General features: G+C 74.2%; 12 protein-coding genes. 9 read left to right on the top strand and 3 right to left on the bottom strand.

Features of this window, described 5'->3' with window-relative positions:
* The first annotated feature begins 13 nt into the window (after positions 1 to 13).
* On the top strand, positions 14 to 3,964 hold the full coding sequence (locus WA762_RS16225; protein WP_443080604.1) for a type I polyketide synthase: 3,951 nt from the start codon (positions 14 to 16) through the stop codon (positions 3,962 to 3,964).
* A gap of 105 nt (positions 3,965 to 4,069) precedes the next feature.
* Here WA762_RS16225 and WA762_RS16220 read toward each other — a convergent pair whose 3' ends face one another.
* Entirely contained in the window at positions 4,070 to 4,318 is a 249-nt protein-coding gene (locus WA762_RS16220) for a hypothetical protein (protein ID WP_335936420.1), read from the bottom strand.
* 427 nt (positions 4,319 to 4,745) lie between these two features.
* Between WA762_RS16220 and WA762_RS16215 the strand changes: the two genes are divergently transcribed.
* From WA762_RS16215 to WA762_RS16180, 8 genes are all read left to right on the top strand, one after another.
* Positions 4,746 to 5,549, top strand: coding sequence for an ABC transporter ATP-binding protein (locus WA762_RS16215; protein WP_335936419.1), 804 nt, complete (start codon positions 4,746 to 4,748; stop codon positions 5,547 to 5,549).
* Entirely contained in the window at positions 5,549 to 8,059 is a 2,511-nt protein-coding gene (locus WA762_RS16210; protein WP_335936418.1) for an FtsX-like permease family protein, read from the top strand. The genes WA762_RS16215 and WA762_RS16210 overlap by 1 nt, the downstream gene beginning before the upstream one ends.
* Before the next feature lie 83 nt (positions 8,060 to 8,142).
* A complete protein-coding gene (locus WA762_RS16205; RefSeq protein ID WP_335936417.1) occupies positions 8,143 to 9,420 on the top strand; it encodes a sensor histidine kinase in 1,278 nt (425 codons plus the stop codon).
* A complete protein-coding gene (locus WA762_RS16200) occupies positions 9,384 to 10,028 on the top strand; it encodes a response regulator transcription factor (protein ID WP_335936416.1) in 645 nt (214 codons plus the stop codon). Before WA762_RS16205 ends, WA762_RS16200 begins: the two co-directional genes overlap by 37 nt.
* A gap of 173 nt (positions 10,029 to 10,201) precedes the next feature.
* A complete protein-coding gene (locus WA762_RS16195) occupies positions 10,202 to 10,969 on the top strand; it encodes a thioesterase II family protein (RefSeq protein WP_335936415.1) in 768 nt (255 codons plus the stop codon).
* Positions 10,970 to 10,983: 14 nt separating this feature from the next.
* Positions 10,984 to 11,319 carry a hypothetical protein gene (locus tag WA762_RS16190; RefSeq protein WP_335936414.1) on the top strand — a complete coding sequence of 112 codons (336 nt, stop codon included), beginning with the start codon at positions 10,984 to 10,986 and terminating at the stop codon, positions 11,317 to 11,319.
* 41 nt (positions 11,320 to 11,360) lie between these two features.
* A complete protein-coding gene (locus WA762_RS16185; protein ID WP_335936466.1) occupies positions 11,361 to 12,008 on the top strand; it encodes a TetR/AcrR family transcriptional regulator in 648 nt (215 codons plus the stop codon).
* On the top strand, positions 12,005 to 13,387 hold the full coding sequence (locus WA762_RS16180) for an MFS transporter (protein ID WP_443080603.1): 1,383 nt from the start codon (positions 12,005 to 12,007) through the stop codon (positions 13,385 to 13,387). Before WA762_RS16185 ends, WA762_RS16180 begins: the two co-directional genes overlap by 4 nt.
* A 175-nt stretch (positions 13,388 to 13,562) precedes the next feature.
* Here WA762_RS16180 and WA762_RS16175 read toward each other — a convergent pair whose 3' ends face one another.
* Positions 13,563 to 14,648, bottom strand: coding sequence for a branched-chain amino acid aminotransferase (locus tag WA762_RS16175; RefSeq protein ID WP_335936413.1), 1,086 nt, complete (start codon positions 14,646 to 14,648; stop codon positions 13,563 to 13,565).
* A gap of 78 nt (positions 14,649 to 14,726) precedes the next feature.
* Positions 14,727 to 15,566 carry an enoyl-ACP reductase FabI gene (gene fabI, locus WA762_RS16170; RefSeq protein ID WP_335936412.1) on the bottom strand — a complete coding sequence of 280 codons (840 nt, stop codon included), beginning with the start codon at positions 15,564 to 15,566 and terminating at the stop codon, positions 14,727 to 14,729.
* Between the last annotated feature and the right edge of the window lie 2 nt (positions 15,567 to 15,568).

Raw genomic sequence — 15,568 nt, 5'->3', positions numbered from 1 at the left:
AAGGAAGAGGATCATGGCCGAGCCCCAGAAGCCGGACACCAGGCTGGTCGAGGCGTTGCGCGCCTCGCTGAAGGAGACCGAACGGCTGCGGGAGCGCAACCGCGCCCTGACCGCCGCCGCCCGGGAACCCGTCGCGATCGTCGGCATGGCCTGCCGCTACCCGGGCGGCGTCCGCTCGCCCCAGGACCTGTGGCGGCTCGTCCGGGACGGCGTGGACGGCATCGGCGCGTTCCCCGACGACCGGGGCTGGGACCCGGAGCTGTACGACCCCGTTCCCGGGACCCCGGGCCGCTCCGTCACCCGGCAGGGCGGATTCCTGTACGACGCGGGGGACTTCGACGCCGCGTTCTTCGGCATCGGCCCGCACGAGGCACGGGTCATGGACCCGCAGCAGCGGCTGCTGCTGGAGGGCTCCTGGGAGGCGCTGGAGCACGCGGGCATCGACCCGACGTCGCTGCGCGGCAGCCGCACCGGGGTGTTCGCGGGCCTCATGTACCACGACTACTTCGGCAGCTTCGGCTCCGGCAGCGTGGTCTCCGGCCGGGTCGCCTACACCCTGGGTCTGGAGGGTCCGGCGCTCACCGTGGACACGGCGTGCTCGTCGTCGCTGGTGGCGCTGCATCTGGCGGCGCAGGCGCTGCGGCGGGGGGAGTGCACCCTGGCCCTGGCGGGCGGGGTGACGGTGATGGCCTCGCCGGGCACCTACGTCGAGTTCAGCCGCCAGGGCGGGCTCTCCCCGGACGGCCGGTGCCGGTCCTTCTCCGACGACGCCGACGGCACCGGGTTCTCGGAAGGACTCGGTGTGCTGGTGTTGGAGCGGTTGTCGGATGCGCGGCGGTGGGGGCATCGGGTGTGGGGGGTGGTGCGGGGTTCGGCGGTGAATCAGGATGGTGCGTCGAATGGGTTGACGGCGCCGAATGGTCCGGCGCAGCAGCGGGTGATTCGTCAGGCTCTGGCGGTTGCGGGTGTGTCGGGTGGTGGGGTGGATGTGGTGGAGGCGCATGGGACGGGGACGGTGTTGGGGGATCCGATCGAGGCGCAGGCGTTGTTGGCGACGTACGGGCGGGATCGTGAGGGTGGGGATCCGTTGTGGTTGGGTTCGGTGAAGTCGAATGTGGGGCATGCGCAGGCGGCTGCGGGTGTGGCGGGTGTGATGAAGATGGTGTTGGCGATGGGGGAGGGGTGGTTGCCGGCGACGTTGCATGTGGATGAGCCGTCGCGGAAGGTGGACTGGGGTGCGGGGCGGGTGCGGTTGTTGACGGAGGGGCGGGAGTGGGTGCGGGGGGATCGTCCCCGGCGTGCGGGGGTGTCGTCGTTCGGGATCAGCGGGACCAACGCGCATGTGATCCTGGAGGAGGCCCCCGACGAGGACCTGCCCGGCGCCGAACCCGAACCCGCAGCCCCGGCCGTGGCGTTGCCGCTGTCCGCCCGCTCCGCACGCGCGCTTCCCGCGCAGGCCGAACGGCTGCACGCCTTTCTGCGGGACCACCCCGAACTGCCGCCGTCCGCCGTCGCGCGCGCCCTGGGCACCCGCCGCGCCGCGCTCGGCCACCGGGCCGCCGTCGTCGGCGCCGACCGCGACCGGCTGCTGGCCGGCCTCCGGGCCCTCGCCGACGGCAGCCCCGCGCCGGGCGTCGTCACCGGGCGGGCCCGCACCGGCGGGCGCACCGCGTTCCTCTTCACCGGGCAGGGCGCCCAGCGCCCCGGCATGGGTCTCGAACTCCGCGCGGCATACCCGGTGTTCGCGGCGGCCTTCGACGAGATCGACGCCCTGCTCGGCCTGGACCTGGTGGGCGTGCTGGGCGGCGACGACCCGGCGGCGGTGCACCGTACCCAGCACGCGCAGGCCGCCCTGTTCGCCTACGAGGTCGCCCTGTTCCGGCTGCTGGAGTCGTTCGGCGTACGGCCCGACGTGCTGACCGGGCACTCCGTCGGCGAGCTCGCCGCCGCCCATGTCGCCGGAGTGCTGGACCTGGCCGACGCGTGCGCCCTGGTCGGCGCCCGGGGCCGGCTCATGCAGGCGCTCCCCGAGGGCGGCGCGATGGTCGCCGTACAGGCGGGCGAGGACGAGGTGCGGCCGCTGCTGGACGACCGGGTGGGACTCGCGGCGGTCAACGGACCGGAGTCGGTGGTGCTGTCCGGGGAACGCGAGGCGGTGCTCGCCGCCGCCGCCCGGTTCCCCAGGACCAAGCGGCTCAGCGTCTCGCACGCCTTCCACTCGCCGCTGATGGACGGCATGCTCGACGACTTCCGCGCGGTCGCCGGGCGGCTCGCCCTCCGCGAACCGCGCGTCGAGGTGGTGTCGGCGCTCACCGGCCGCCCCGCCACCGGGGAGCAGTTGCGCGACCCGGAGTACTGGGTGCGGCACGTGCGCCGCACCGTGCGCTTCGCCGACGCCGTCACCGCCCTCGCCTCTTCGGGCGTCACCCGCTACGTCGAGATCGGCCCCGACGCCGTCCTGACCGGCCTCGCGCGGGAGACCGCGGGCGAGGACGGCGCCGCCTTCGTCGCCCTCGGCCGCCGCCGCGGCGGCGAGCCGGAGACCCTGCTGACCGGTCTCGCCCGGCTGCACGCCGACGGACTGCGGCTGGACTGGCCCGCGCTCCTCCCCGGCACGCTCCGCGCCGAGCCGCCCACGTACGCGTTCCAGCGCGAACGGTACTGGCTGAACGCCGACGTCCCGCTCGTCCCCGACCGCCCGGACCAGCGGGCCCTCGCGGACGCCGCCGGACCCGCGGACGCCGCCGGACCCGCGGACGCCGCCGGACCCGCGGACGCCGTCGGACCCGCGGACGCCGGCGCCGTCGGCCCCACCGGCGCGCACGCCCTCCGGCAGCGACTGGCGCAGGCCCCGCCGGCCGGGCGGGAGGCCCTGCTGACCGACCTGGTGCGCGCCCAGGCCGCCGCGATCCTCGGACACCGGGGACCGGAGGACGTCGAACCCGACGCTCCCTTCCTGGAGATCGGCATGGACTCGGTCTCCGCCGCCGAACTGCGCGCCGCGCTGGGCGCCGCGCTCGGCCTCGACGTCCCGGCCGGCGCCGTGTTCGACCACCGCACCCCGCTCGCCCTCGCCGGGCACCTGCGCGAACGCCTCGGCGGCGACGGCGGCGGGGCGGCACCGGCCGGCGCCGACGACCTCCAGTCGGTCGGCGGGCTGGTGCGCCGCGCCGCCGCCGACGGCCGCTGGGAGCGCGCCCTGACGCTGCTGCACGCCGTGGCCGAGATCCTGCCCGGCTTCTCCTCCGCGGCCGAGTTCGGCGAGGCGAAGGACCCGGTGCGCCTGGCCACCGGCGACGCGGGCCCCCGCCTGCTCTGCCTGCCCTCGCCGATGGCGCTGGGCGGCGCCCACCAGTACGCCCGGTTCGCCCGGCACTTCCAGGGGCGGCGCGACGTCCTGGTGCCGGACGTGCCCGGCTTCGTGCCCGGCGAGCCGCTGCCCCGGTCCGTGGACGCGGTGGTGGAGGTCGTGACCGAGGGCGTCCGCCGGGCCGTCGCCGGGGACGACCGGCCCTATGTGCTCCTCGGGTACTCCTCCGGCGGACAACTCGCCCACGCGGCGGCCGAGATGATGGAGAAGGCCGGACGCCCGGCCTCCGGCGTGGTGCTGCTGGACACCTATCTCCTGGGCGACGGCGACACGGAACACCTCCGCCGCGCGATGTTCGACGGCCTGCTCGACCGCGAGTCGTCGGTGGGCGGATTCGGCACCGCCCGCCTCGCCGCCATGAGCCGCTACAGCGACCTGATCCCGTACTGCCTGCCGGGCGCGCTCGCCGCCCCGGTGCTGTTCGTCCGGCCCAGGGACCCCTTCGCCCCCGGCCTCGACGACTGGCAGGCCGTCTGGAACGGCGCGCACGAACGCGCCGAGGTGCCGGGCACCCACTTCACCCTCATCGAGGACCACGCGGGCTCCACCGCCGAGGCGGTCGAGCGGTGGCTGCCCGGCGCCGCGGCCGACTGACGCGGCGGCGGGCCGGAGAAGGCCCGCGGGCCCGGAGGATTACCCGGGCAGCCCTTGGCCGCGGGGTCGCGGCGGTCGAAAGACTGCCGCGACCCCGCGGCTTCTTCACTCCCCGGCCTCACGAAAATGCGAAATCCAGGCATCTATATCGCACCGAATGCTGTCCGGATCCACACCCAGCCGAAAGGCCACTTCTTCGGCGGCCAATTCCGATCGCCAATCGCACCGTTGCAGGGCCAGCCACATCGTGGTGCCGCGCGGACCGCACCTGTGGCGTTTTCCGGTACGGGGTGAGAACAGTTCCAGGTATCCGTCGGGCCGCACGCTCGCGATCAGCCCCTGCTCATGCCCCATACCGCACCGATCCCATGCATGACGTGCGGCGATGCCTGTCGGCCCCGAGGGGGCCGGCTGTCCTGGACACAGAGAATCCCATCCCTAGAGGGTTCGTCGGACGCTTCGACGTTACCCGTTCTCATGCCCCGGGGCACTGGCGGAGGCTGCACTTTCCGAGGGGGGAAATGATTCGGACAAGGTGGTGCCACATGGAGTTGCCCGATGCGCATTTCTGCCCGCTTGACAGGTCACCAGTACAACATTCGAAGGCATTTGCCGTTCCGGGGTGGGAATCGCCGGACGGCTCCACTTCCGTGCCGTATCGAGGTAGAGAAACCTCTACCTCGAATCGGCGGGATAAGGCCAATGTGCACGGCCCCCCGCCGCTCCTAATCTGGTCCGCAGAAACCGCGTGGCAAGCGCGTCGTCTCATGGGGGAGCCCCAGTGCACACATCACACGACCTACACCGCTCGGAGGCGGTACGGCTGGACGCCGTGTCGAAGGTCTACGGCCGAGCCGGCAGCCAGGTGACCGCGCTCGGGGAACTCTCCATGAGCTTCGCCGACGCCACCTTCACCGCCGTGATGGGACCGTCCGGATCCGGCAAGAGCACCTTCCTGCACTGCGCCGCGGGACTCGTCCGGCCCACCTCCGGCACCGTCACCGTCGGCGGCGCCGACCTCGGCGGGCTCGACGACACCCAGCTGACCGAACTCCGCCGCGACCGCGTCGGCTTCATCTTCCAGTCCTTCAACCTGCTGCCCGCGCTGACCGTGATGCAGAACATCATGCTGCCGCTGCAACTCGCCGGCCGGCGGCCCGACAAGGCCCTCATCCGCTCCGTGGTGCAGCGGGTCGGCCTGGGCGAGCGTCTCAACCACCTGCCGTCCGAACTCTCCGGCGGCCAGCAGCAGCGCGTCGCCATCGCACGCGCCCTGGTCACCCGGCCCGCCGTGGTCTTCGCCGACGAGCCCACCGGGGCGCTCGACACCCGCACCGCCGCCGCCGTGCTGGCCCTGCTGCGCGAGTCCGTCGACACGGCCGGCCAGACCCTGGTCATGGTCACCCACGACCCGGTGGCCGCCTCGTACGCCGACCGCGTCGTCTTCCTCGCCGACGGACGCCTCGCGGGCGAACTGCACCGGCCGACGGCCGACGCCGTCGCGGCCCGGATGACCCGGCTCGGCGCCTGGGAGGACGAGACCCGCGGGCAGACCGCGACGCTCGCCGCCGGAGGGATGTACTGATGTGGCGGCTCGCCCTGCGCACCCTGAAGTTCCGGCGGACCAGCTTCGTCGCCACCTTCCTCGCCATGTTCCTCGGCGCCGCGATCGTCATCGGCTGCGGCGGCCTGATGGAGACCGGCGTGCGGATGGCCGCCGAACCGCAGCGCCTGAACGACGCCCCGGTCGTCGTCACCGGTGAACAGACCTACGACTCCACCGCCCTGACGGAACGCCGCCGCATCGACCCCGGCCTGGTCGACGAGGTCGCCCGCGCCGAGGGCGTCCGCGAGGCTGTCGCCGACGTGTCGTTCCCCGCCACCGTCCTCAAGGACGGCAGGCCCCTGACCGGTGAGGACGCCTCCTACGGCCACGGCTGGGCCGCGGCCCGCCTCACCCCCTATGCCCTCGCCGCCGGTGCCTCCCCCGTCACCGGCGGCGAGATCGCCCTCGACACCCGGCTCGCGGAACGCGCCGGCGCCCGCCCCGGCTCCTTCGTCGACGTCGTCGTCCGCGGCGAGACCAGGCGCTACCGGGTCAGCGGCACCGCCGCGCAGCGCGGTGACCGCGACCCCGCCGCCGCGGTGTTCTTCAGCGACGACGAGGCCCGCGCCCTGGCCGGCGGACGGATCGACTCCATCGGCGTGCTGCCCGAGCGGGGCGCCACCACGTCCGCCGTCGCCGCCGCCGTGCGGTCGGCCGTCGGCGACCGGGCCGAGGTGCTCACCGGCGAGCGCCGCGGCCTGGCCGAGCTGCCCGGCACCCTCGCCAGCCAGCGCACCGTCGTGATCCTCGCGGCCATCTTCGGCTCCTCCGTGGTGCTCATCGTGATGTTCGGCGTCGCCTCCACCCTCGGACTCTCGCTCCAGCAGCGCTCCCGCGAGATGGCCCTGCTGCGCGCCGTCGGCTCCACCCCCCGCCAGCTGCGCCGCATGATCCTGTGCGAGACCGCCGTGCTCTCCGTCAGCTCGGTGCTGCTGGCCCTGTACCCCGGCCAGTTGCTCGGCCGGCTGCTGTTCGGCGTGCTCACCTCCAGCGGCGTGGTGTCCTCCGCGATCGTGTACCACGCCGGCTGGCTGCCGATGGCCGTCGGCGCCGTCGTCACCGTGCTCGCCGCCGCCGGGGCCACCCGCTTCGCCGGCCGCAGGGCCGCCCGCACCGAGCCCGTCGCCGCGCTGGCCGAGGCCGCCGCCGGCGCCCGCTGGTTCAGCGTGCCGCGCCTGCTGCTCGCGGTGTTCTTCCTGGCGGGCGGCCTCGGCCTCGCGATCACCACCGCCACCGTCATGGAGGACGGCCCCACCCTCGCCAGCACCGCCGGACCCGCCTCCGTGCTGTTCTGCGTCGGCCTGGCCCTGCTCGCCCCCGGCATCGTCAAGGCGATGACCGCCCTGCTGTGGCTGCCGGTCCGCGGCCTGACCGGGGTCTCCGGCCAACTCGCCCTGCGCAACGCGGTCACCGCCCACGTCCGCATGGCGGGCGCCGTCGCCCCCATCGTCCTGCTCATCGGCATCGCCACCGGCACCCTCTACATGCAGACCACCGAGGACCACGTCTCCCAGAGCTCCTACGACCGCAACATCCTGGCCGACTACGTCCTCGACTCCTCCACCGGCGGCTTCGCCCCCGACGTCCTCGACCGGGTCCGCGCCACCCCCGGCGTCGCCGCCGCCTCCGAGTTCGTCACCAGCCGCGGCTTCGTCGACGCCCCCGACGGGCGCGCCGACGTCGACCTGCGCGGCGTGTCCGCCGACGGCGCAGGGCAGAACCTCGACCTGCCCGTCGTCGCCGGCTCGCTGACCGACCTGCGCGGCGACACCGTCGCCCTCTCCGAGAAGAAGGCCCGGGAGTACGGCGTCGGCGTCGGCGACCGGCTGCCGATGCACCTCGGCGACGGCAGCGCCGCACGCCCCACCGTCGTCGCCCTCTACACCGACAACCCCAAGCAGCAGTACCTCACCCTGCCCGCGACGGAACTCGCCCGGCACACCGGCGACGGGCTCCCGCACCAGATCCTCGTCCGGTCCGCCCCCGGCGCCTCGGCCGAGGCCCGCGACCAGCTGGCCCGGCTGGCGGCCGGCGTGCCCGGCGCCGAGTTCGACGACAGCTCCTCACTGGCCGGCCGCAACAACCAGATCCAGCAGATCCTGGTCGCCGCCAACTACACCATCGTCGCCATGATCGTCGGATACGCCGCCATCACCGTCGTCAACACCCTGGTGGCCGTCACCCGCAAACGGCGCGCCGAGTTCGGCCTCCAGCAGCTCACCGGGGCGACCCGCCGCCAGGTGCTCGGCATGCTGACCGTCGAGGGCGTGCTCATCGGAGTCATCGCGACCGTCCTCGGCACGCTCGCGTCCGCCACCACCATCGTGCCCTACAGCATGGTCAAGGCCGACTCCTACCTGCCCTCCGGATCCATCGGCGTCTACCTCGCCGTCGTCGGCGGATCCCTGCTGCTGGTCTTCGGCGCCACCCTGCTGCCCTCGTGGCGCGGCATGCGCACCCCCGCCGTCGAGACCGTGAAGGCCGCGTGAGCCCTGCCGACGCCGGGCCGTCCCCGACGCCCCCGTGCGGGGACGGCCCCCCAACCACCGCCCCGGGATGGGATCATGGGCGCATGCGACTGCTGCGCCGCGCCGCCCTGGACACCCTGACCGGCGTGCTCATCGCCGCCGGGGCCCTGACCTCGGTCGTCCTCTTCCTCACCACCGGCTACTTCATCATCCTGTGCCTCATAGGGATCGGCTTCCTCGCCCTGCCCTACCTGACCACGGCGGTCCGTTGGCTCTGCGACCTCAACCGCCGGGCCGCCGCCCGCTGCGGCGTCCACGTGGAACGGCCGTACCGGCCCGCACCGGAGGAGATCGAACGGGACATCGTCGGCTGGGTGCGCCGCTGCAAGTGGATCCTCGCCGACCCCGCGACCTGGCGCGACCTGGCCTGGCTCCTCCTCAACTCCGCCGTCGGCCTGCTCCTCGGCTTCGCCCCGGCCGGCCTGCTCTACTACGCGGGCGAGGGACTGGCCCTGGCCTGCGGGCTGTGGCTGCCGCTCGCCGCCGACGGCACCGGCCGGTTGTACGCCTCCCTCACGGTCGACAGCTGGCCCGCCGCCCTCGCCGCCGGCCTGGTGGCGCTCGCCGTGCTCGCCGGCTGGCTGTTCCTCAGCCGCTGGCTGCTCAAGGGCCACGCCTACTTCGTCCTCTTCCTGCTGGGCCCGACCCAGCGCGCCCGCCTGGCCTCCCGGGTCAGGCACCTGTCCGAGACCCGCTCCGGGGCGCTCGACATCCAGGCCGCCGAACTCCGCCGCATCGAACGCGACCTGCACGACGGCGCCCAGGCCCGGCTGGTCAGCCTCGGCCTCGAACTCGGCGCCGTCGACCGGAAACTGGACCAGGACACCGAGGAGGCACGCCGACTGCTGCGCCAGGCCCGCAGCTCCTCGGTGCTGGCCCTGCGCGAACTGCGCGACCTGGTCCGGGGGATCCACCCCCCGGTCCTGGCCGAGCGGGGCCTCGCGGACGCCCTGCGAGCCCTGGGCCTGGCCAGCCCGCTGCCCGTCACGGTCGTCGCGGACCTGCCCGCCGGCCTGCCCGACCCGGTCGAGTCCGCCGTCTACTTCTCCGTGTCGGAACTGCTGACCAACGCCCTCAAGCACGCCGAGGCCCAGCACGTGGAGGTGGTCGTCTGGTACGCCGACGACACCCTGCACGGACGCGTCACCGACGACGGCCGCGGCGGCGCGGAGACGTCGGCCGGGAGCGGTCTGGAGGGCATCCGCCGACGGCTGGCATCCTTTGACGGGGTGCTGGAGATCGACAGCCCCCGAGGCGGTCCCACCGTGATGAAAATGGAGCTACCGTGCGCGTTGTCCTCGCCGAAGACCTCTTCCTTCTGAGGCAGGGAATCATCCAGCTGCTGGAGGCGTACGACTGCGAGGTCGTCGCCGCCGTCGACAACGGCGCGGACCTGCGAGCCGCCCTCGCCGAACACCGGCCGGACGTGGCCGTGGTGGACGTCCGATTACCGCCCACCTTCACCACCGAGGGACTCCAGGCGGCCCTCCGCGCCCGCCAGGAACAGCCCGGCCTGCCGATCCTCGTGCTCTCCCAGCACGTCGAGCAGATGTACGCCCGCGAACTGCTGGCCGACGGCACCGGCGGCATCGGCTATCTGCTCAAGGACAGCGTCCTCGACGACGAGCAGTTCATCGACGCGGTGCGCCGGGTCGCCGCCGGCGGCACCGCCATGGACCCGGCCGTCGTGGCCCAGCTGATGGTCTCCCACTCCCGCGACGAACCGCTGGCCGCGCTCACCGCCCGCGAACGCCAGGTCCTGGAGCTCATGGCGGAGGGATGCTCCAACACCGCCATCGCGCAGCGCCTCACCGTCACCGAGGGCGCGGCGGCGAAACACATCTCCAGCATCTTCACCAAGCTGATGCTCCCCCCGTCGAGCGACAACAACCGCCGCGTGCTGGCGGTCCTGGCGTACCTCAACGCCTGACCTCGACGCCCGGCCCCGCCCGCCGCCGGACCCGGGCACGAGCCCCGCCCGCAGGCCGCGGGCGGGGCCGAAGGGTCGGTAGGGGTTGTGACCCGTGCGACCGTCCGGTGAGACTGCCGGGGGCACACCCCGTGCCCCCGGTGCCGTGCCGCCACGAAGGGAACCCGCGCCCCATGACCACGCCCGCCGAGCAGGACCGCCTGTGGATTCGCCGCTACCACCCCCGCCCCGACGCGGCGGTCAGAGTGGTGTGCCTGCCGCACGCGGGCGGCTCGGCGACCTTCTACCGTCCGCTGTCGGCGGCCCTGCCGGTCCTCGCCGACGTGCTCTCCGTGCAGTACCCGGGCCGCCAGGACCGGCGTGCCGAACCCTGCGTCCCCACGATCCAGGAACTCGCCGACCAGGTCACCTCCGTCCTCCTGGCCTGGGCGGACCGCCCGCTGGTGCTGTTCGGCCACAGCATGGGCGCGACCCTCGGCTTCGAGGTCGCACGCCGCCTGGAGCAGGACCACGGCATCGTCCCGCACGCCCTGTTCGCCTCCGCCCGCCGGGCCCCCGCCACCTCGCGCACGGAGACCGTCCATCTGCGCGACGACGACGGGATCATCGCGGAGATGCGGCTGCTGAGCGGGACCGAGGCGGCCGTCCTCGACGACACCGAGCTGATCCGCATGGCCATGCCCGCGATCCGCGCCGACTACCGGGCCGTCGAGACCTACGCGTACCGGCCGGGCCCGCGACTGAGCTGCCCCGTGTGGAGCCTGGTCGGCGACAACGACCCCAAGGTCACCCTCGACGAGGCCAGGGCCTGGTCCCAGCACACCGACGGGGCCTTCGAGTTCCGCGTCTTCCGGGGCGGCCACTTCTATCTGACGGAGCACCAGCGCGAGATCGTCCGGCTGATCGCCGACCGAGCTGCCGCCCCGGCGGCCGCCCGCTGAGTCCGGGGCGGCTGGTGAATGCCGAACCAGCCCAGGTGCGGGCCGAGTTGGACCGTGCCGTCGGCGCTGAAGAGGCGCTGGTGGCCGCGGTGTACCGGGCGTCGATGCGCGTGCACAAGTACGCGGCTCCTGGGGTGCGACGGCAGTTGCCGGCGCTGGACGCCGCCCGGTACGGGGCGCCGGAGCCGGCGGCGGAACTCGCTGCGGCCGAGGCGGGCGACGAGCCCGACGCCGAGTGGCGTGTGGCGTCGGCCGGCGGTTGCCTCCTCGGCTCCGCGCACGCGAGTGCCGGTACGCCCGGCGCCGGCAAGCGGGCGACGTGGGCCACCAGTTCGCTCTTCAGCCGGTAGACACTGTCTACGGCCGATGGTAGACAGTGTCTATGACATCTGTGGCTGAGGAGCGCTCGCTTCGCGAGCGGCTGATCGACGTCGGAGCCGACCTGGTGCTGACCGAAGGCACCGCCTCCGTGGGACTGCGGGAGATCGCCCGCCGGGCCGGGGTGTCGCACGGGGCGCCGCGCCGCCATTTCCCCACCCACCAGGCCTTGCTGTCGGCGATCGCCCGGCGCGGCTTCGACGACCTCGGCGCACGGTTCGCGGCCGCGACCGCGGCCGTTCCGGCGCCGCGTGACCGACTCGCCGCCCTGGCACGCGCGTATGTCGGGTACGCGCGGGAGCGCCGGGGCATGTTCGAGCTGATGTTCCGTCATGACCTGCTGGACGGCGGGCAGCGGGAAGAGGCGGGGCAGCCGCCGCTGCGAGCGTCGACCCTGCCGCTGTTCCGGCGCATCGTCGAACTCGTGGAGCTGTGCCGGGCGGAGTCCGCCGACGCCGCCCGGCGGGGCGGGCCCGGGGGGACCCCCGTGCCGCCGGAGACGACGGCCGCCGCCCTGTGGGCGAACCTGCACGGCATCGTCCAGCTGGCCGCCTGGGGCAGCCTCGGGCTCGCCCTCGGGGACCTGCCCCAGGGCGGCGACCACGTCGACCGGCTCGTCTCGGCCGCGCTGGACGCCCATCTCGGCCCGGTGGTCCCGTGACCGGATCCGCCCGGAGACATCTGGTGCTCCTGGTCAGCGTGGCCGGAGCGATGATCGTCGCGCTCGACGGCACCGTCCTGCTGATGGCGCAACCCGGCCTGCGCCGCGACCTCGGCGCGAGCGCGGCCCAGCTTCAGTGGACCAGCACCGGCTATCTGATCGCGGTGGCGGGACTGCTCGTCGTCGCCGGACGCCTCGGCGACCGGTACGGTCACCGGTTGTCGCTGTTCCTCGGTGTGCTCGGCTTCGGGGCTGCCTCGGCGGGCGTCGCGCTCGCGTCGACAGCCGGCTGGGTCATCGCCTTCCGCGTCGCCCAGGGGGTGTCCGGCGCGCTCTTCCAGCCGGCGACGCTCGCCCTGCTGCGACAGGCGTATCCCGCCGACCGGCTCGGCACGCCGATCGCCGTCCGCACCGGTGCGGTCGCGCTGGCGGCGGCGGGCGGGCCGGTCCTCGGCGGCGTCCTGGTAGCACACCTGGGCTGGCGCGCCGTGTTCTGGATCAACGTCCCCATCGCCCTCGTGATCGCCGTGCTCGCGCTCGCGGTCCGGCCTCGGCCGCCCGTGCGCACCGGCTCCCGACGGCTCGACCTCGTCGGCGCGGCCCTGCTGGCGGCCGCCCTGACGGCGCTGGTCCACGCCCTGGCCGCGGTGCCCGCGGGCGGATGGACCGCCCCGCCGACGGCGCTCGGCCTCGCCGCCGCCGCTGCCCTGACGGCGCTGTTCGTCCGACACGAACGCCGCACCGAACACCCGGTCGTGCCACGCGCCGTCGCCCGGTCCGTCCCGGTGACCGCGTCGATGGCACTTCTGCTGGTCACCACCGCCGGTCTGTTCGGCGCCCTGTTCACGATGACGTTCCGCCTCCAGGACGTCCTGCGCCTCGATCCGCTCGCCGGCGGCCTGCGAGTGCTTCCGCTCACCGTGCTCATGGTCCTCGGCGCGCCCGTCGCCGCCGTCGCGCTGCGCCGGTACGGCCCGCGCCGTACCGCCGTCACCGGCACGGCTCTCGTCGTGCTCGGCATCGCGGTGCTGTCCCGGCCCGGTGCGGCCGGCTCGTGGCCGGTCATGGCCGCGGCCTGCGCCGTGCTCGGCGCCGGGTTCGCCGCCGTGATGGTCACCGCCACCGGGACCGTCGTGGGAGACGCGCCGCCCGGCGACGCCGGAACGGTCGGCGGGCTCAAGCAGACCGCCGTGAACGTCGGCCCGGCCCTGGGCATCGCCGTGGCGACGGGCGCCGGCGAGCTGTCCGCGCCGACGACCCCGTCCGCGCTGCCGCTCCTCGCCGCCGTCGCCGCCCTCGGGGTGCTGCCCGGTTCGCTGCTGCCCGGCAGGCCCGCCGCCCGTGCCGAGGAGGCGCGTCCCCGGGCCGCCACCGGCTGACCGGCCGTCACAGCCCGCCCGGCCGCGTCGGCCGGCCCCGGTGTTCGCCCTCGTCACCGGTCCCGCCCGCCCGGCGCACCCCGCCACCGGCCCGCCCCGTCCCGGCCGCCCCCGTACGCGACTCGGCGTCGGCGCACGCCGGTTCGGGGGAGGAGCCGGCCCCGGGGGATCCGGCTCAGAGGACCCGGCGCAGCCAGCCGTGCTTGTCCTCGACGCGCCCGTACTGGATGTCCAGCACGTGCTTGCGCAGGGCCACGGTCTGCTTGCCCGGTTCGCCGTTCCCGACGGTGAACTCGTAGCCGTTGCCCTTGAAGCCGACGATCGGGGTGATGACCGCCGCCGTGCCCGCGGCGAACACCTCCGTGATGGAGCCGTCCTCGGCGCCCGAGCGCAGCTCGTCCAGGCCGACCGACCGCTCCTGCGGGGTCAGGCCGAACTCGGACGCCAGGGCCAGGACGGTGTCGCGGGTGACGCCCTCCAGGATCGTGCCCAGCGCCGGGGTCACCAGGTGCCCGTCCGAGGTGACCAGGCACAGGTTCATCGTCCCGGACTCCTCCAGGTTGCCGTTGCCCGCGCTGTCCAGGTACATGACCTGGTCGCAGCCGTGCTCCTCGGCCTCGATCTGCGCGGCCAGGCTCGCGGCGTAGTTGCCGCCGCACTTGGCGGCCCCCGTGCCGCCGTCCGCGGCCCGGGTGAACCGCTCGCTCACCCACAGGGTGACCCCCGTGACACCGGACGCGAAGTAGGGACCCGCCGGGCTCGCGATCACCGAGTAGACGACCCGGGCTGCCGGCCGCACACCGAGGAACGCCTCCGAGGCGAACATGAACGGCCGCAGGTACAGGCTCTCCTCGCCGGACGACGCCGGGACCCACGCCTCGTCCGCGCGGACCAACTCCGCCACGCTCGTGAGGAAGTCCTCCTCCGAGAGCTCCGGCAGCACCAGGCGCGCGGCCGAGCGGGCGAAGCGCCGCGCGTTGGCCTCTGGGCGGAACAGCCAGACGCTGCCGTCCGCGTGCCGGTAGGCCTTCAGCCCCTCGAAGATCTCCTGCGCGTAGTGCAGCACGGCGGCGCTGGGGTGGAGCGAGAACGGCTCCAGCGGGCCCACCTTGCGGTCGTGCCAGCCGGCTTCCCGCGTCCACACGGCCGACGCCATGTGGTCGGTGAAGTGACGGCCGAATCCCGGGGCGGCGAGGATCTTCTCACGCTCGGCCGCGGGCGTGGGATTCGCGTTCCGGGACAGGGGGAAGCCAGTGCTCATAGCCAATTCCTTACGCCGAAGCGGTCCTTCAGCGGGTGCAGATGCCGCCCACCGGGTAGGGCCCCATGTTAATGGCCGTTACCCCGGGGAGGACCGGTTCGGGGGCTCGCCGATTCCGCCCACGACGGCGTGCAGTCCGCCATCGGCGTGCACCACCTGACCGGTGGTGTGCCGCGCCAGGTCGGACAGCAGGAACAGCACCGCGCCCACCACCTGCCGGGGGTCGGCGCGGTCCCAGCCCAGCGGCGCCCAGCGCTCGTAGTGGTCGGCCAGCGCGTCGAAGGTGCTGATCCCGCGCGCCGACAGCGTCTCCAGCGGCCCCGCCGCGACCAGGTTGACCCGTACGCCCGACGGCCCCAGATGGAGCGCCAGATAACGGGCGACCGCCTCCAGCGACGCCTTGAAGACGCCCATCCAGTCGTAACCGGGAAGACCGCGGGCGCTGTCGACGGTGATGCCCACGACGCTGCCGCCCCGCCCGCCCGCGGTCAGCAGCGGCGCAAGCGAGGCCGCCAGACGCTGGAGCGAGTACGCGGAGATCTCGAACCCGCGCAGCGCGCTGGGGGCGGGCGTGTCGAGGAACCTGCCGCCCACCGCGTCGGGCGGCGCGTGGGCGACGCTGTGCAGCACGCCGTCGAGCGCGCCCCACCGCCGCCCCAGTTCCTCGGCGATCCCGGCGAAGCCCGCCTCGTCCGTCACGTCGAGCTCCAGCACGTCCGGCGGGGACGGCAGCAGCGCCGCCGCCTTGCGGGTGATCCGCGCCGCCCGCCCGTACGAGCTGAGGACGACCTCGGCGCCCGCCTCCTGGAGCGCGGCGGCGACGTGCCAGGCGATCGACTCCCGGTTCATCACCCCGGTGACGAGATAGCGACGGCCCTGGAAGTCGAATCCGATCACGGCGCTCCCGCCTCCGGTCACGG

It is taken from the genome of Streptomyces tyrfis (assembly GCF_037034285.1).
GTDB lineage: Bacteria > Actinomycetota > Actinomycetes > Streptomycetales > Streptomycetaceae > Streptomyces.
This window is presented reverse-complemented; position numbering and strand designations above follow the sequence as displayed.